Genomic DNA, 17,320 nt, shown 5'->3' with positions numbered 1-17,320 from the left:
GTGACGACGTCCACCACGCCCGCTCGTCGCACCGGAGCCGGCCGGCACACGCTGGCCCGCTACCTGGTGCGGCGGGCGGGCACCTCCGTCATCCTGCTCTTGGGCGTCGTGCTGGTGACCTTCTTGCTCACCGTCCTGGTGCCCGGCGACCCGGTGCGCGCCGCACTGGGTGAGGGCGCCTCGTCCAACCCGGCCACCGTGGCCGCCTACGAGGAGAAGTACGGACTGAACAAGTCGGTGCCGGAGCGCTTCGTGCTGTATCTCGGCAACCTGCTGCAGGGCGACCTCGGCACGTCGATCACGACGGGCCGCCCGGTGGTCGACGACCTCGCCAAGGCCGTCCCCGCCACGGGTGAGGTCGCTTTCTACGCGATCATCCTGAGCCTTGCCGTCGCGATCGTGCTCGGCACGCTCGCCGCGTACCGCCGGGGCAAGGCCACCGATCAGGTCGTGCGGGTGGTCTCGCTGGTCGGGCTCAGCATCCCGACCTTCTGGATGGCGATCCTGGCGTACAACTTCTTCTTCCTCGAGCTCGGCTGGGTGCGCGGGTCGGGGCGGCTGTCGCCGACCATCACGCCGCCGCCGCGCGTCACGGGATTCCACACCATCGACTTCCTGCTCAACGGCGACTCGGTCGGGTTCTTCGACGCCGTCAGCCACCTGGCTCTGCCCGTGTTCGTGCTGAGCCTGTTCACGATCGCGCTGCTCACCCGCTTCATCCGCACCTCGGTGCTCGAAGTGCTCGACGCCGACTACGCCCGCGCGGCGCGTGCCAAGGGACTGAGCGGACCGCGCGTCGTCTTCGGCTACGTGCTGCGGGGGGCGGCGCTGCCGATCCTCACCATGGTGGGCATCGCGTTCGGCACGCTGCTGTCGGGCACCGTGCTCGTCGAGGCGGTCTTCGCCTGGCCCGGTCTCGGCACCTACGCCTACAACGCCGCCAAGGGCCTGGACCTGCTCGCCGTCACCGGCGTGGGGCTCGTCGTCGGCGTCATCTACCTCGTCATCAATCTCGTGATCGACATCCTGTACGGCGCGCTGGACCCCCGGGTGAGGCTGTCATGAACCTGCTGCTGCCCGCCCGCGTCGCCCCTCGGCGCCGCCGTCTTCCCGCCGCGTGGCGCTCGCCGCTGGCCGTCGTCGGCGTCGTCATCGCCGCCGCGTGGGTCCTCGTGGCGATCCTCGCCCCGTGGATCACGCCGCACGACCCGCTCGCGCAGCAGCTGCCGCGCCTGCAGGCTCCCAGCGTCGAAGCGATCATGGGGACGGATGCCAACGGTCGCGACGTCTTCTCCCGCCTGCTGGCGGGTGCGCAGACGACCATCCCGCTCGCCCTCGTGCTCGTGGTGTGCGCCATGCTCATCGGCACGACCGTCGGCGCTGTCGCGGGCTACATCGGCGGCTGGGTCGACGAGGTGCTCATGCGCATCACCGACATGGTGATGGCCTTTCCGACCGTGATCCTGGCCATGGTGATCGCCGCCGCGCTCGGCCCCTCGATCATGAATGCGGTGATCGCCGGCATCATCGTCGCCTGGCCGCAGTACGCCCGCATCACCCGATCGCTGGTGCTGAGCCTCCGCCACCAGAACTACGTCATCGCCGGCAGGCTGCTCGGCTTCTCGCCGCTGCGGTCGCTGCGCGTGGACATCCTCCCCAACGTGGGCGGACCGGTGCTCGTGCTCGCCGCGCTCGACATCGGCACGGCGATCCTGCTGCTGTCGGGCCTGTCGTTCCTGGGACTCGGCGCGCAGCCGCCCACCCCCGAGTGGGGCGCGATGATCTCCGCGGCGATGCAGCACATCGACGCCTGGTGGCTGGGGGTGTTCCCGGGTCTTGCGATCCTCACGGTCGTCATGGCGTTCAACTTCATCGGTGACTCGCTGCGCGACGCCCTCGACCCGCTGGCCGCCCGGGAGCGTCCCGCCGAGCCCGCCCCGGCGACCGCTGCGAAGGAGGAGGCTCGGTGAACGCCCTCACGATCAGCGACCTCCGCGTCGAACTGGGACCTCGCGGTGCCCGCACCGAGGTCGTGCGCGGCATCGACCTGGCGCTGCGCCCCGGCGCGGTGCAGGGCCTGGCCGGCGAATCGGGGTCGGGCAAGAGCATGACGGCGATGGCGGTGCTCGGCCTGCTGCCGGCGGGCGGCACGGCGAGCGGCTCGATCCGGCTCGGCGACGAAGAGCTCATCGGGATGCCGTCGCGCCGGTACCGCGCCGTCCGGGGCCGTCGCATCGGGATGGTGTTCCAGGACCCGTCGGCGAGCCTGCATCCGCAGCTCACCGTCGGCGCGCAGCTGACGGACGTGATGCGCACCCACCTCGGCCTCTCGCGGGCACAGGCGCGCACGCGGGCTGCGGAGATGCTCGACCGAGTGCGGGTGCCGCATCCCGACGCGGCGCTGACGAAGTTCCCGCACCAGTTCTCCGGCGGGCAGCGCCAGCGGGTGGCGATCGCGATCGCCCTGGCCTGCGACCCCGAGGTGCTGCTGGCAGACGAGCCGACGACGGCGCTCGACGTCACCGTGCAGGCCGGCATGCTGCACCTGCTGCGCGACCTGGCGATCGAGCGGAACCTCGCCGTGCTCCTGGTCACCCACGACCTCGGCGTGATGAGCGCCATCGCCGACGACGTCGCGGTGATGCGCCACGGCCGCATCGTCGAAGCGGGGACACGTGCGCAGGTGTTCACCGCCCCTGCCCACGAGTACACGCGAGAGCTGCTGGCGGCCATGCCCGACGCACAGGAGCCGCTCGTCGCGGGCGAGATCCCGCAGGAGGACGAACGATGACCGCTCCGATCCTCGAGGTCGACGACCTGGTCGTCGAGTACGGCGGCCGCGGCGCGCTGCGCGCGGTGGACGGCGTGTCGCTGCGCATCGTGCCGGGGGAGGTGCTGGCGCTCGTCGGCGAGAGCGGCTGCGGCAAGTCATCGACCGCCCGCGCCGTGGTCGGCATGGAGCGCCCCCACTCCGGCGCCGTGTCGTACCACGGGGCCGCGGTGCCGCCGCTGGGACTTCGGACTCGCCCCGCGGCGCTCACGGCGATGCAGATGGTCTTCCAGGATCCGAACTCGTCGCTGAACCCCCGCGTGCGCGTCGCGCAGCAGATCGCCGACGGCGCCCGCGCCGCGCGCGGTCGGGGTGTGGTGTCGGCGCGACCGGAGGAGTGGCTCGAGGCGGTCGGGCTCGCGGCGTCGTTCGCGCGCCGGTATCCGCACCAGCTGTCGGGCGGTCAGCGCCAGCGCGTTGCGATCGCCCGGGCGCTCGCCGCGCGGCCGGACCTCATCGTCGCGGACGAGCCGATCTCGGCGTTGGACGCCTCGGCACAGGCATCCGTCGCGGGCATGATGCGCACGCTGTGCCTGGAGTCCGGTGCCGGGATGCTCTTCATCTCGCACGACCTCTCGGTGGTGCGGCTCATGGCCGACCGGGTGGCGGTGATGTACCGCGGGCGCATCGTGGAGTCGGGGCCGACCCCGCTCGTCTGGGCCGACCCCGTGCACCCGTACACGCGGGATCTGCTCGCGGCGATCCCGCATCCCGACGGCACCGGCACGCTGCCGGCGGCACCCGCGGCGGAGTCGCCCGCGGAGTGGGCGGAGCACATCCCGGCGGCGCTGGACCGGGCGGTCTGACACCGGCGGTGGTGAGCCTGGTCGCCCCAGCGCGACGGATCGTGGACGTGGTATATTGTATATTACGTAGATTCCGCCCGCGTCAGCGGCGACAGAGCAGGATCGAGGCCTCATGTCATCGGCGACCCCCACACCCCCGGTGGCCGCGCCGGACCCGAGGGCATCCGCGACGCGGACCATCGCCGCGTGGGCCAGCGGCGCCGACCTGCCACCCGAGCTGGTCCACCACGGGCGCCGGATGATCATCGACTACCTCGCCGCAGCGTCGGCCGGCAGCCGGACAGAGCTGTCCCGCACGCTGCGCGAGCACTTCCGTGCCGCCGAACCGGGCCGCGCGGCCACGGTCATCGGCGGTCCGCGCCTCACCGCCACGGCCGCCGCCTACGTCAATGGCGCGGCCGCCCACGGTCTCGAGCTCGACGACGGCTACACCCCAGGGTCCGTGCACCCCGGCGGGTGCGTCGTGCCCGCCGTGCTCGCCGTCGGCGAAGCGCGGGGCGCCGGCATCGACGACGTCGCCGCCGCAGCGGTCGTGGGCGTGGAGGTCACCACCCGCATCGCCGAGGCGGGGCACCCGAGCGTGCTGCGGGCGGGCTTCCACAACACCCCCGCGGCCGGCGTGTTCGGCGCGACGGCGGCCGTCGGCCACCTGCTGCGGCTGTCGCCGGAGCAGATGTCCGGCGCGCTGGGCCTGGCCGGATCCTCCGCCGGAGGGCTGCGCGAATACCATGCGCACGGCTCCGAGGTGAAGCGACTGCACACCGGCAAGGCTGCGCGCGAGGGCGTGATGTGTGCCGAGCTCGCCGCGGCGGGCGTTTTCGGGCCCCACACGATCCTCGAGGGGAAGGACGGGTACTTCGCGGCCTTCGCCCGGGGGGAGTGGAAGCCGGATGTGCTGCTGGACGGGCTCGGCAGCTCGTGGCGCGCGTTGCGCACCTACGTCAAGCCCTACCCGTGCTGTCGCCACCTGCACGGGGCGATCGACGCGGCGCGACAGCTGCGTGTCCTCGTCGGCGACGATCGTTCTCGGATCGAGCGGATCCGCGTCGGCACGTTCGAGCTCGCCGCCCGGCTGGACAGACGCGACCCCACCACCGTCATGCAGGCGCAGTTCAGCCTGCCGTTCGCCGTCTCGGCCGCCCTCCTGCACGGCACGGTCGACCTCCGCACCTTCGAGCCGGATCGTCTCGGCGACCCGGACGTGCAGGCGCTCGCGCAGCGCGTCACGGTGCACCTCGACGAGGCGGCGCAGTCCGCGTATCCGCGGGAGCGGGCCGCCGAGGTGGAGATCACCCTGCAGGGCGGAGCAGTCGTGCGCGCGCGGGTGCACCACCCGCTCGGGGAACCGGAAAATCCGCTCAGCGACGCCGACATCGAGGACAAGTTCCGGACCCTCGCCCTGCCGGTCCTCGGCGCGGCGCGCGTCGACGAGGCGCTGGAGCAGGCGTGGCGCGGCGACGATCTGCAGGCGCTGACTTCCGCCCTGTCGGAGTGAGCGGAGACACCACGGCGGCATCGCCGTCGCGAAAGGAGACCATGCACGCCGCGGCCACGCCCACCGACGCCCCCCTGTTCACGAGACTCGCCCGATGGGTCGCCTCAGACGATCTCGTCATCCCGGACGCGGCGCGCGCCGTGGCGCGGCTGGCGATCCTCGACACCGTCGGAACGACGATCGGCGCGCGGACGAGCCCCGACTTCGATCAGGTCGCTCCGTTCATCGACGAGGTCGAGCCGGACGGCCGATCGGCGCTCATCGGACGGCGCGGCAGCGCTTCGGTGTCGGATGCCGCCTTCGTCAATTCCTTCAGCGCCCACCTGCTCGACTTCGATGACTCGCAGGGCGATATGGCAGGTCATCCGACGGCCGTGATCTTCCCGGCCGTCCTGGCGGTCGCCGAGCGGTTCGGCGGGCCGATCGGCGACGTCGTCGACGCCTACGCGGTGGGCGTCGAAGCGGCCGCGCGGCTGGGTCGCATCCTCAACCCCGACCACTACGACCTCGGGTGGCACCCCAGCGCGACGATCGGCGTGTTCGGCGCCGCGGCGGCCACGGCCCGCCTGCTGGGGCTCGACGCCGAGCGTACGCAGGCGAGCCTCAGCCTCGCGGCGGCGTTCTCCAGCGGGATCAAGGCGTCGTTCGGCACCTCGGCGAAACCGCTGCAGGTGGGGCGGGCCGCGGCATCGGGCGTGCAGGCGACCTTGTTGGCGAGAGCCGGCGCGACGGGACGCGAGAACGCGTTCGAGCACGCGCAGGGGTACGCGCGGGTGTTCGAGCGCAAGGATCCGGCGGTGATGCCGGTCGCCGATGCGATCGAGGGTCTCGGGGTCGAGTGGGCACTGCTGCACCCCGGCATCATCATCAAGCAGTACCCGTGCTGCGGCAGCACGCATTCCGCGATCGAGTCCGCCGCCGCCCTCGGTCCGCTGGCGTGCGACGAGATCGAGGAGGTGCTCATCCGGCTGCACCCGAAGCGGCGAGGGCACGTGGATCGTCCGAACCCGGCCAGCGAGCTGGACGCCAAATTCAGCGTGCAGTACACCGTGGGCCGGGCGCTGCGCAGCGGCACCGTCACGCTGACCGACTTCGCCGACGCCGCCCACCGCTCCGACGAGGCCGTCGCGATGCTCGCGAAGACCGTGGTGGCCGACATCGACGCCCCCGACACCTCGGTCGCCGACCGGTATGTGGCCTCGGTGACCGTGCGGACCACCGACGGGCGCACGCTTCAGCGCACGACGCCGGTGGCGTCGGGCCGGGAACCCGGGCGCATGCTCCCCGCCGAGAAGATCATCGCGAAGTTCGACAACTGCGTGCAGCCGCACCTCGATGCCGCGCGTTCGGCGGCGCTGCGCGATCTGATCCTGAGCGACGACGCCCGGCTCGCCCGCGACCTGGTGCGACTGACGCTCCCTGAATGAGCAGAGGGGTGGATGCCGCGTGTGCGGCATCCACCCCTCCTCTGGGTCTGCGGATTCAGGACGCGGCGCGGTCCAGTTCGAAGCGCGGCAGCACCACGCCGTCGGGCATCGTGCTGTAGCGCAGCGAGACCCGCTCGTCGATCCACGAGCCCTCCGGCTCGGGGCCTTCGAGGTTGCTGATCATGATGGGTCCCTCGTCGAGGCGCACCGCGATGACGGTGTGCGGCGCCGGGTAGGCGGGCAGGTAGGTCTTGTGGAACACCACCCAGCTGAGGATCGTGCCCTTGCCGCTCACCCGCTCCCAGGTGGCCTGCTCGGAGTTGCACTCGGCGCAGATCGGTCCTGCCGGGTATCGGAACTGGCCGCAATCGGCACAGCGCTGCAGCTTCAGGTCCTTCTGCTTCACCGAATCCCAGAACGGGATGTCGTGGACGAGGGGAACGGGTGCGGGGGTGGGAGCGATATCCATGGGATCTCCTATCGTCCGTAGATGACCGACATGCATTTGCCGGCGACATCAGAGGTGTAGTGAACGGTCTGCGCACCCGGGATCTGTCGGGATCCCGCCTCACCGCGCAGCTGGCGCACGGCCTCGAGCTGGTGGTTCCAGCCCTGCATGTACGACTCCGAGAGGTGGCCGCCGTGGGTGTTCACCGGAAGCGCCCCACCGGGGCCGATGCCCTTCTCCGTCAAGAACTGAGCGACACCGCCGACGTCGCAGTAGCCGTAGCCCTCGAGGGCGAGGGGCACATGCACCGAGAAGCTGTCGTACGCGAGCATGACGTCCATGTCGTCCGGCCCGATGCCGGCCATCTCGTACGACGCCGTCCCCGCCTGCTGCTGCGCCGGCAGGTAGTAGTCGGTCAGCCGCGGTTCGAGGCTCGTCGCTCCGGTGTTCAGGTCCGACCGGCCGGTGCCGAGGATGTAGACCGGGTCCGGTCGCATCCGCTCGGCGTATTCGGCATCCGCGATGATGAGGGCGACGCCGCCGTCGTTGACGAGGCAGTAGTCGAAGACGTGCAGCGGCTCGCACACGTACCGCGACTGCAGGTAGTCGTCGACCGTGATGGGCTTGCGCTGGATGGCGGCGTCGTTCATGGTCGCCCACGCGCGCTGCGCGACCGCGACCTGTCCCATGTCCGCTTCCGAGAGCCCGCGCTCATGCTGGTAGCGACGCAGGGTGAGGGCGTACAGCGCACCCTGCGAGGTCATGCCCCAGGGGGAGTGGTAGACGTACGAGAGGAAGGACTGCCCTCCCATCGCGCTCGGGCCGCCGTACTGCGTGCCGGCCGACCTCTGGTCGTTGCCGTACACCAGCGCGATGACCTTGGCGTAGCCGCTCTCGATCGCCATCTGGGCCTGGAGGATCGCCTGCACGGCGTCGGCCTGGCCGCCCCAGCGGACGTTCAGGCCGAGCACCTCGCCCATCCGCTCGTACGCCGTCGTCGGTCCGACGATGAGGCCGTCGATGTCGCTCTTCGGGATGCCGGAGTCGCGCAGCGCGTCCTGGAAGGCCTGTGCGGCGTAGCCGACCGAGTCCGCCGGCTTCTCGCCGTTGCGGACCCTCCTCCAGTCCCCGCTCCAGTCGGTCTGTCCGATGCCGATGATCGCTGTCGCGCGTGGTGTGCGAGCCATGTTCTCCTTCTCCCGCTGGTGTCTAGCTGAGGACGTCCGTCGTGCGCAGGTGCGCGATCTGCTGCGGGCTCAGCCCCAGCAGCTCCTCGCAGATCTCGTCGGTGTGCTGTCCGAGGAGCGGCGCCGGCGTGGTCGGCTGCACCTCGTGGCGAGCGAACCGGAACGGTTGGCCGTTGTAGAGGGAGCGCCCCATCTCGGGGTGCTCGAGGACGCGCCAGTGCTCCCGGTGCTCCAGCTGCGGGTCGGCGATGACCTCGGGCGGGGACAGCACCGGCGCGGCGGCGACGCCGCCGGCCTGCAACGCGTGGGCCAGTTCGTGGTTGTTTCGCGCGGCGACGGCGGCGGCGACCTCGTCGCGGCGCACCGCGGGGGCTCCGGCTGCGACGCCGAGCGTCGCCAGCAGCACCTCCCACTCGCGTGGGGTCGGCGTCGAGATGGCGATCCAGTCGTCGTCACCCGCCGTGGGCAGCACGTCCTGCCAGTAGAGCCCTTCGCCGCTGTTGCCCAGCGGGGCGCGGTCGTTGCCGTTGGCGGTCCAGTCCAGCAGCTCCGCGCCCAGCGTGGCGAGCATGGCCTCGGTCTGGGCCATGTCGATCCGCTGGCCGCGGCCGGTGCGGCGGCTGTGGCGCAGGGCGGCCAGCATGGCGAAGGCCGCGTGGCCGGGATTGGGGATGTGGTCCGGGTAGTTCGTGCCCGTGCCCGTCGGGGTGAGGCCCGGGATGCCACTCAAGTGGTGCAGCCCGGTGATCGCGCTCATCATCGCGCCGTACCCACGGGCGTGGCGTTCCGGTCCCGTGGCTCCGTTCATCGACATGGAGAGGTAGACGATGCGGGGGTTGACCTCGGACACCGCCTCGTAGCCGAGGCCCAGGCGCTCCATCACCCCGGCGGAGAAGTTGTTGCAGACCAGTTCCGCCTGCGCGATCAGCTTCAGGGCGAGGTCGACGGCGGCCGGCTCCTTGAGGTTGAGCAGCATGCTGCGCTTGCTCGTGTTGCGGTCGGCGAAGTAGCCGCTGCGGTTCACGCCGCTTCGTCCGCCGGCGAACGGCGGGCTCAGGCGGATGCCGTCGACCTTCTTCGTGCTCTCGATCTTGATGACCTCGGCGCCCAGATCGGCGAGGATCTTCGTCGCGTACGACCCCGCGCCGACCCAGCTGAAGTCGATGACGCGCACACCCGTCAGTGGACGTCTCATGCGATCCCTCCGTCGCGGCGGAGTGCGTCGATGGCCGTAGCGGACAACCCGAGCTCCGCCAGGATGTCGTCGGTGTGCTGACCGAGGCTCGGCGCGGGGCGCCGGTGCCGCCACGGGGTCTCGTCCAGCCGGTAGGGGGCACCCGGTGCGTCGGCCTCGGTCGAGTCGACCGCCATCGGCGCGAAGAACTCCCGGGCGCGCAGCTGCTCGGACCGGTGCACCTCCGACATCGTCATCACGGGTGACAGCGGCACGTTCCAGCGGATCGCCGCCTGCAGCAGTTCTTCCTTGGTGCGCTCTGAGGAGTACGGCGTGAACACCGACCAGAAGAGGTCCTTGCCCTCCGTGCTCTCCACGAACCCCCGGTCCCCCCAGCGCTCCTCGTCGAGGACGTGGGCGTCGGCGACGGACTCCGCCGCCATCCACTCGACGAAGTTCGGCCAGAACCGGTTGCCGCCGATGCCGGCGGCGATGAGGAAGACGAAGCCGTCGGCGCAGGGGAACACGCCGAAGCCGGCCTGCTTCTGCGCGCCGCCGTGGCGCCGCCGCACGTGCCCTTCCAGGTCGTAGAACTGGATCGCGTTCTCGAGACCGAGCGAGACGCACTCCTGCACGGACACGTCGATGAGCTCGCCCTGCCCGTCCTCGCCGGCCAGCAGCGCCGCCATCGACGCGACCGCGCCGAAGAGACTCCCCGCCCGGAACGACTGGTTGCCGGCCGGCTGCACCGGCGGGCCGTCGGCGTAGCCGCCCAGCCAGAGCATGCCGCCGAAGGCCATGCACGTGGCATCCGTCGCCGCGAAGTGCGCATACGGACCCGTGAGGCCGAAGGGAGTGATCACCGTGGTCGTCAGCGAGGGGAACATCGTCCCGAGCGAGCCATGGGCGAATCCGCCTGCGCCGAGATCGTGCTGTGTCCGGTCATCCAGCAGCAGGTCGGCCGAGCCGGCGAGGCGCGTCAGCACGTCGCGGCCCGCGTTCGTGGCGAGGTCGACGCCGATCGACCGCTTGTCGACGTTGTCGTAGGCGAAGCGAAGGCTCGAACCGGCCGCGGTGACGGGATGGGCGCGGCGATAGCTCGATCCCCCCGAGGGCTCGACGAGGATGACGTCCGCTCCGAGCTGGGCGAACAGGCGGCCGCAGTAGTTCGCGATCTCCCCGCCGAGGTCGAGGACGCGCAGTCCTTCGAGTGCGCCCGCAGGCACCGTGGGTGTCGTCATCGCGCACTCCTCCTCACTGAGCAAGATAAATATACTCTATACAATACAGAACCGGAAAGCGAGCACGGCCTGCTGGTCCCGCCGCGTGAGCTGGCGCACTGCCGCGCGGCACGGGACGGTGAAAGAGGCGCAAACGCACACCGCCTGCCGATGGCGGGGCGACCATCGACAGGCGGGGCGGGGTGCGCCGTCGGAGCGGGTGCTCGGATCAGCCTCGCGACAGGTCGGCGCCGTACTCGCGCTTGGCGTACTCCGCGAGCCAGTCGATGATCTCCTGGGGAGGGTCGTAGAGCGCCGCGGCGACGTCGGATTCGAGGGACTCGCCCACCAGCAGGTCGTAGCCACCGAGCGCGTCGCGCACGGCCTCGAAATCGGGGTCCTTCTGCATGTCGATGAAGGCCTGCTGGAATGCCTCGACGGCGACCTCGGGGGCGCCGTCGCGGATCCACAGCTGCTTCTGCAGGTTCTGCCCGATGAGGACGAGGAACTTGTAGGCCTCGAGCATGTCCGGGTCGGGAAGCGTGCCGTGCTTCTGCTCATAGAGTTCGACGGCGTGCGGCAGCTCGGGGAAGGCGGAGTCGCGCACGAGCTCGTCGCCCTCCATGAATCCGATGGAGTAGACGGGGGTGGCCTCGCCTCGATCGACGAGGGGTGCGATGGACTCGAGGTAGGCAGCGGTCGACTGTCCGTCGATCGTGACCTCGCCCTGGCTGAAGGCGATCTGCACCGCGCTCCGCGACTGGTAGCCCCACACGTGCTCGACGTCCAGGCCGAGCAGATCCATTCCCAGAATGCGCGGGAACTCTCCACCGCCGGGCGTGATGCCGCCGTAGATCAGCGGGTTCGTGGTGTCGAGCAGACTCAGGGGGTCCGTCACGCCCGTGGACGGCGCAACGTACTGGGTTCCGCCGGCGGGGACGCCGGCGATGGGGGTGAAGTCGTTGTAGTCGAACTGCACAGCCGGGTCGCCGAACAGCACGGCGGTGTTGGTGGACGAGGACGTCATGAGGATCGTGAGCCCGTCCGCGTCGGTCTTCGCGAACTCGTTCGTGCCGAGAACCCCGTTGCCGCCTTCGATGTTCTCGATCTGGATCTTCGGGTTGCCGGGGAGGTGCTCCGTGAGAATCGGCACGAGTGCACGCGCGGAGGTGTCGGTGCCGCCGCCCGCCTCGAAGGGGACGATCCACCGAATGGTCTGACCCTCGAAGAACTCGGCGGGGTCGTCGGTGTCCCGCGCGGCGGAAGGGCGGGTGCAGCCGGCCAGGAGGAGTGAGACGGTTCCGATGCCGGCGATGACGGCGAGTGCGCGGCGGGCGTGATGCGCGCGTCGGGAAGGGGTGGTCATGGTTCTCCTCGGCTCTGAGTCGTGCAGGGTCTGCGGTCGCCCTGGTCGGGCGCCTCTACTTCGTCGTAGATTGTGTAGACCGTAAGATATAGAGCACATAATAACAACTACCTGAGGATCGCAGGGCGAGGAGCGCGATGGTCCGCACCGTCGAAGGCGCCGTGCCCTGGGGGCTCGTCGGCGTCATGGCAGGCACGGCGGTGCTCAGTCATGGGCTGAGGCCGCTCGCGGGTTACCGGGCGGTCGAGATGGGTGCCTCGGCCTTCGAGATCGGTCTGCTCGCATCCGCTTTCGCTTTCGGGGCGCTCGTCCTCGCGCTGCCCGGTGGGAGGCTGATCGATCGCATCGGGCCCGGCCCGGTGATCATCCTCGCGTGTGTGCTGCTTCCGGCATCCGTGACGGCGGCGGCGCTGGCGGTCTCGCTTCCGGTCCTCATCGTGAGCGCGTCGGCGTTCGGCATCGGGCAGATTCTCGCGGTCGTGGCGCTGCAGTCGGCGGTAGCCAGGGATCGCACGCCGTCGCAGCTCGACAGCGTCTTCGGATGGCTGACGGCGGGCACCTCGGTGGGGCAAGTCCTCGGTCCGCTTCTCGCGCTGGCGCTCCCCGGCCTCGTGTCCACCGGTGCCACCGCCACGGGGCTGCTCATCCTGCTGGGCGTCTCTGCCGCCGTCGGGTCGGGTGGTGTGATCGTCGGCGTCCGTCTGCGGACCGCGGTGCCTCACGTCCGCGAAGCGCGCGGCCGGGGAAGCGCAAGGATCCTGCGGATACCGGGGATGCCGGTGGCGTTCGTCGCCAGCGGCGTCGTGCTGGCGTGCCTGGATCTGCTTGCGGTGTTCCTCCCCCTCTGGGCGGCGGAGAACGGCGTCTCGCGTTCCGCGGCGGGCGTTCTGCTCGCGACGCGTGGCGCGGTATCCCTCGTGAGCCGTCTGGGCCTGGCCGCACTGGCGCGCCGCATCTCTCGCCGCACCCTGATCGTCGGATCCACCGGAGCCGGCGCAGGTGCCTTCGCGCTCCTGCCGGCCCTCGATTTCTGGGGCGCAACGGTGGCGATGGTCGTGATCGGGTTCGGCTTCGGTCTGGTGCAGCCTCTCACCCTGACGTGGGTCGCCAGCGTGGTCGCGCCTGCGAGTCGAGGCGCTGCCCTCGGGCTGCGGATGATGTCCAACCGTCTGGTGCAGGTGGTGCTTCCGCTCGGCATCGGCGTGCTGTCCACTCCACTGGCGTTCCTGGGATCTTCCAGTTCGCGCAGCCTCATCCTGTCGGCCGTCGCCCTGGGTGTCAGTGCGGTGGCCAGCGCCAGCGCCTCCTGGGACATCGATGGCCCGGATGACCACGAGCCGCCGACAGATGACACTGTACAGAATATATAAAAGGTAATAGTCTCCAGTCGGCGGTCCGGTGCAGTGGTGCACACGTCCGTCGGGTACGCAATGTTGCGAACGAGATTCTGGAGAATGCCCATGCCGTCACGAACTCCCAGCGTCGCGACCGAGGCCGCGGTGAGCGGCCCGGTCACCCACCACGCGTCAGCCGCCGGGTGGTGGCCCCGTGCTTGAAGCAGCGCTCGAAGCGCTCACGCAGATCTTCACTCTCGAGCGCATGGTCTGGTTGCTCCTCGGGGTGCTCCTCGGACTCTTCCTCGGATTCGTGCCGGGCATCGGCGGCGTTGTCGGCATGTCGCTGCTGCTGCCCTTCATCTACGGCATGGACCCCTACACAGGCATCGCCCTGATGATCGGAATGGTCGCGGTGATGCACACCGGCGATACCTTCCCCGCCGTCCTGATCGGCCTTCCAGGCAGTGCGGGAGGTCAGGCGACGATCATGGACGGCTATCCCATGGCGAGAAAGGGGCAGGCCGGGCGCGCCCTCGGCGCCGGCTTCTTCGCCTCGATGATCGGCGGGCTCTTCGGGGCCGCCGTGCTGTTCGCCGTCCTTCCCATCGCGCGGCCCATCGTGCTGTCGTTCGGGTCTCCCGAGCTGTTCATGATGACCCTGATCGGGCTCAGCCTCGTCGCCATCCTCAGCAAGGGAGCACCGCTCAAGGGCGTCCTCGCGGGGCTGCTCGGCATGCTCATCAGCACCGTCGGCATCGCCCCCGCGTCGACGGACCTTCGGTTCACGTTCGACATCGGCTACCTCTACGGCGGATTCGGCCTCGTGCTGATCGCCCTCGGCGCCTTCGCGATCCCGGAGATCATCGAGCTCTTCGTGGAGAACAAGAAGATCGCGAAGGATGCAGCGAAGCTCAACGGCGGCATCGCCGAGGGCATGCGCGACACGCTCAAGAACTGGCGCCTGGTGATCCAGGGTTCGACGATCGGGTCGGTGCTGGGGATGATCCCCGGCATCGGCGGCGCCGTCATCAACTGGCTCTGCTACGGGCTCGCGGCGAGCACCATCCGCAAGGACAACCGGTTCGGGCGCGGCGATGTCCGAGGCGTGATCGCGCCCGAGGCCGGCAACAACGCGTCCGAGGGCGGCAACATGGTCCCGACCATGCTGTTCGGCATTCCCAGCGGTGGCACGACGGCGATCATCCTCGGCGCGCTGGTGCTGATGGGCGTGCAGCCGGGGCCGTCGATGCTCGAGGAGGAGAACATGCCCTTCCTCCTCACGATCGTCTGGACCCTGGCCATCGCCACCGTGATCGGCACCGGCCTGTGCATCCTGCTCGCGCGTCCGATCTCGCTGATGACCATCGTGCCGGCTCGCCGGGTTGCTCCGTTCCTCGTCATCGTGATCATCCTCGCGGCCTACCAGACCACCCGGAACTGGGCGGACATCGCGGTGGTCCTCATCCTCGGGCTCATCGCCTTCGTGATGAAGCAGCTGCAGTGGCCGCGAATCCCCTTGCTGATCGGGTTCGTCCTCGGTCCGGCGTCGGAGCGGTACTTCACGGTCAGCATCAGCCGTTTCGGGTTCGAGTGGCTCACGCGTCCCAGCGTGCTGATCCTGGCGGTCATCCTCGCAGCGGCGGTCGTCTTCGGGGCTCTGCAGCAGCGCAAGATCGCGCTCGTCCCGAACAAGATCGAGCATGATGTCGCCGAGCGCGCGGCGGCGTTGCCGCCGACCGCCACGGTGAAGACGCTGCGCACCGCGCGTCAGCGCCGCAGGGCACGTGCGTCACTCGCCCACGCCGGACCGGGGGCCGTCGCGACCGAGGAACGTGACGACGATGCGCGAGATGCCTCCGCGACATCGGTGGACAACGATCTTCCCGGCACGCCCGACGGCGCCGGCTCCACGAGAAAGGACCCGTCATGACCGCTCCGAGCGAGATCGTCACAGATGAAGCGAGCGAGACCGCGCCCGAAGGCCTCACGACGAGCGTGTTGCGGATCGCCCTGGCGGCCATCGTCGTCTTCATCGGCGTCTTCGGTGCCGTCGGTGCCTCGGGCTTCTCGGAGGTCGCACGTCGCTTCCCGCTCTACATCTCCTTCGGGATCGTGATCATCGGCACGATCGTCTTGGCCAGGGAGATCTTGATCATGGTGCGCGGAGGCGAGTACAGCGCTGCCGCATACGACTACCAGGTGGCCGACATGACCCCGTCGAGCGTGCTGCGCCGGGGTCTGCTCTGGTTCGGCATCGTCCTGGGCTTCATCGGCATCATGGCCCTCGTCGGGTACCTGGTTGCCGCACTGGTGTTCCTCACGGTGACGCTCATCATCGGAGCGAAGATGCGGTGGTGGACCTCGCTCATCGCCGGCGTGGTCGGCACGGCGATCGTCTACGCACTCGCACGGGTGCTCGTCATTCCCCTGCCCGAGGGAGTGTTCTACATCGGGCTGTGAGGAGAGGCGGGGTTGCGGTTGCGCGCCGTTCGCTCCCGCAGGGCGACTCGCACATGCTCGGCCATGAGGTCTCCGGCTTCCTGCCCGCGTCCGGCTTCCACCGCTGCCAGCACGGCCTCGTGCTCCCTCAGGAACCGCTCCACGCGGTCGGGGTCGTCCCACATGCTCGCTGAGCTCGGGATCGCCTTCTCCCAGAGTGGCCGCATGATGTCGTCGGCGATGTAGGGGGAGCCGGCGCGCATCACCGCGAGATGGAACTCGCGGTTCGCGGACGAGAGCGCCTCTGCGCCCGCTGCGTGCCGGACCAGTCTGCGCAGCTCGTCGTGAGCTGTCCGCAGGGCGCTCACCGTCGTGGCATCGGCGCGTTCGGCAGCCAACCGCGCGAGGAGACCCTCGACCTCAGCACGGAAGAGGTAGAGGCCCCGAACGTCGCGCTTCGGCATCTCTGTGACCGTTGCGCCCCGGTGCGGGGCGTAGTCGACCATGCCGTCGGCCTCGAGCCGGCGCAGGGCTTCGCGAACGGGGGTGGCGCTCACGCCGTAGCGGGAACTGATCTCGGTCTGGCGTACCTGCGCCCCCGGGGGAATGGTGCCTTCCTGCAGTTCCCTGCGCAATCGCTGGAAGACGTACTCCGCTTTGCTGAGCGGCCGTTGGTCGGCGCTTCCTCGGTCGATCGGTGCGTCCATCGGCAGCTTCCTCGATCAGCAGTTCTTGCCCTCGTCGGCAGAATCCACGATGAGTCCCGGTGAGCCGATCGGCGGGTGGACGCCCCGCGTTTCGTCGAATCAGTCGGTCAGCGCCCGACGAATCGCGGGGGGCGCTTCTCGGCGAAGGCGCGTCGGCCCTCCGCGCGGTCCTCCGTGTCGCGGAGCAGGCCGAAGGCGTAGCGCTCCGCGGCGATCCCCGCCTCGAGGGGCACGTCGAGTGACATCCCGACGAGCTTCCTCGCCGCCGACACCGCGAGCGGGCCGTTCGCCGCGATGGCGAGCGCGAGCTCGGATGCCCGGTCCTTCAGCCGGTCGAGCGGGACGACCTCCTGGACGAGACCGATCCGCAGTGCTTCCTCGGCGTCGATGCGCTCGCCGGTGAGGATGAGCTTCATGGCGTTCGGCACGCCGACCACGCGGGGGAGGAGTTGCGTGCCGGCGCTGCCCGGAATGCTGCCGATGCGCACCTCGGGCAGCCCGAAGCTGGCGTTGGATGACGCGATGCGGATGTCCGCCCGCAGGGCGATCTCGAGCCCGCCGCCCAGGGCGTAGCCGTTGATCGCGCAGATGGTGGGCTTGTCGGTGGGGAAGTCCGAGAGCAGATGGTCGCTCTGGCCGCCGAACTCCTGGACGACGAGGCTCTCCGCCGCGGCCGGCGCCGACTTGAGGTCCGCGCCGGTGCAGAAGGACTTCTCGCCCGCGCCGGTCAGGACGGCGACCCGGATTCCCGTGTCCTCGGAGATCCTCCGGTAGATCACCCGCAACTCGGCGCGTGTCGCCGCGTCAAGGGCGTTCAGGGCCTCGGGGCGGTCGAGGGTGACCCACGCGACGCCACTGTCAACGCTCAGGTGCACGGTCATGCT

The 17,320-nt window shown here is 70.1% G+C and carries 16 protein-coding genes; 9 read left to right on the top strand and 7 right to left on the bottom strand.

The window, feature by feature from the left end:
• From QNO14_RS14700 to QNO14_RS14675, 6 genes are all read left to right on the top strand, one after another.
• Complete coding sequence (locus QNO14_RS14700) at positions 1-1,065, top strand: ABC transporter permease (RefSeq protein ID WP_257494537.1); 1,065 nt, start codon at positions 1-3, stop codon at positions 1,063-1,065.
• On the top strand, positions 1,062-1,970 hold the full coding sequence (locus QNO14_RS14695) for an ABC transporter permease (RefSeq protein ID WP_257506416.1): 909 nt from the start codon (positions 1,062-1,064) through the stop codon (positions 1,968-1,970). The genes QNO14_RS14700 and QNO14_RS14695 overlap by 4 nt, the downstream gene beginning before the upstream one ends.
• Positions 1,967-2,791: an ABC transporter ATP-binding protein gene (locus QNO14_RS14690; protein ID WP_257506417.1), complete on the top strand. Its 825-nt coding sequence runs from the start codon at positions 1,967-1,969 to the stop codon at positions 2,789-2,791. Before QNO14_RS14695 ends, QNO14_RS14690 begins: the two co-directional genes overlap by 4 nt.
• The gene (locus tag QNO14_RS14685) at positions 2,788-3,636 is read left to right on the top strand and encodes an ABC transporter ATP-binding protein (protein WP_257506418.1); all 849 of its coding nucleotides are present in this window, start codon (positions 2,788-2,790) and stop codon (positions 3,634-3,636) included. The genes QNO14_RS14690 and QNO14_RS14685 overlap by 4 nt, the downstream gene beginning before the upstream one ends.
• 112 nt (positions 3,637-3,748) lie before the next feature.
• Complete coding sequence (locus QNO14_RS14680; protein ID WP_257506419.1) at positions 3,749-5,131, top strand: MmgE/PrpD family protein; 1,383 nt, start codon at positions 3,749-3,751, stop codon at positions 5,129-5,131.
• A complete protein-coding gene (locus tag QNO14_RS14675; RefSeq protein ID WP_257506420.1) occupies positions 5,128-6,558 on the top strand; it encodes an MmgE/PrpD family protein in 1,431 nt (476 codons plus the stop codon). Before QNO14_RS14680 ends, QNO14_RS14675 begins: the two co-directional genes overlap by 4 nt.
• A gap of 55 nt (positions 6,559-6,613) precedes the next feature.
• On the opposite strand, the gene QNO14_RS14670 is transcribed toward QNO14_RS14675, so the two are convergent.
• From QNO14_RS14670 to QNO14_RS14650, 5 genes are all read right to left on the bottom strand, one after another.
• Positions 6,614-7,027, bottom strand: a complete 414-nt coding sequence (locus tag QNO14_RS14670) for a Zn-ribbon domain-containing OB-fold protein (RefSeq protein WP_257494523.1) — start codon at positions 7,025-7,027, stop codon at positions 6,614-6,616.
• An 8-nt stretch (positions 7,028-7,035) separates the two neighbouring features.
• Positions 7,036-8,193: a thiolase family protein gene (locus tag QNO14_RS14665; RefSeq protein WP_257494522.1), complete on the bottom strand. Its 1,158-nt coding sequence runs from the start codon at positions 8,191-8,193 to the stop codon at positions 7,036-7,038.
• A 22-nt stretch (positions 8,194-8,215) separates the two neighbouring features.
• Complete coding sequence (locus QNO14_RS14660; RefSeq protein WP_257506421.1) at positions 8,216-9,388, bottom strand: CaiB/BaiF CoA transferase family protein; 1,173 nt, start codon at positions 9,386-9,388, stop codon at positions 8,216-8,218.
• Positions 9,385-10,608 (bottom strand): CaiB/BaiF CoA transferase family protein, encoded by a 1,224-nt coding sequence (locus QNO14_RS14655; RefSeq protein WP_257506422.1) that lies wholly within the window; start codon positions 10,606-10,608, stop codon positions 9,385-9,387. Before QNO14_RS14655 ends, QNO14_RS14660 begins: the two co-directional genes overlap by 4 nt.
• A gap of 208 nt (positions 10,609-10,816) precedes the next feature.
• Positions 10,817-11,953: a type 2 periplasmic-binding domain-containing protein gene (locus QNO14_RS14650; RefSeq protein ID WP_257506423.1), complete on the bottom strand. Its 1,137-nt coding sequence runs from the start codon at positions 11,951-11,953 to the stop codon at positions 10,817-10,819.
• Positions 11,954-12,090: 137 nt separating this feature from the next.
• Between QNO14_RS14650 and QNO14_RS14645 the strand changes: the two genes are divergently transcribed.
• From QNO14_RS14645 to QNO14_RS14635, 3 genes are all read left to right on the top strand, one after another.
• A complete protein-coding gene (locus QNO14_RS14645; protein WP_257506424.1) occupies positions 12,091-13,323 on the top strand; it encodes an MFS transporter in 1,233 nt (410 codons plus the stop codon).
• Between the two features lie 178 nt (positions 13,324-13,501).
• Positions 13,502-15,220, top strand: coding sequence for a tripartite tricarboxylate transporter permease (locus QNO14_RS14640; protein WP_257506425.1), 1,719 nt, complete (start codon positions 13,502-13,504; stop codon positions 15,218-15,220).
• Positions 15,217-15,750, top strand: a complete 534-nt coding sequence (locus tag QNO14_RS14635) for a tripartite tricarboxylate transporter TctB family protein (protein ID WP_257494516.1) — start codon at positions 15,217-15,219, stop codon at positions 15,748-15,750. Before QNO14_RS14640 ends, QNO14_RS14635 begins: the two co-directional genes overlap by 4 nt.
• Here QNO14_RS14635 and QNO14_RS14630 read toward each other — a convergent pair.
• Both QNO14_RS14630 and QNO14_RS14625 read right to left on the bottom strand, forming a co-directional pair.
• A complete protein-coding gene (locus QNO14_RS14630; protein ID WP_257506426.1) occupies positions 15,735-16,436 on the bottom strand; it encodes a GntR family transcriptional regulator in 702 nt (233 codons plus the stop codon). The genes QNO14_RS14635 and QNO14_RS14630 overlap by 16 nt on opposite strands.
• A 107-nt stretch (positions 16,437-16,543) precedes the next feature.
• On the bottom strand, positions 16,544-17,317 hold the full coding sequence (locus tag QNO14_RS14625; RefSeq protein ID WP_257506427.1) for an enoyl-CoA hydratase/isomerase family protein: 774 nt from the start codon (positions 17,315-17,317) through the stop codon (positions 16,544-16,546).
• Positions 17,318-17,320: the final 3 nt, after the last annotated feature.

Source organism: Microbacterium sp. zg-Y625, assembly GCF_030246925.1.
Classification (GTDB): Bacteria; Actinomycetota; Actinomycetes; order Actinomycetales; family Microbacteriaceae; genus Microbacterium; species Microbacterium jiangjiandongii.
This window is presented reverse-complemented; position numbering and strand designations above follow the sequence as displayed.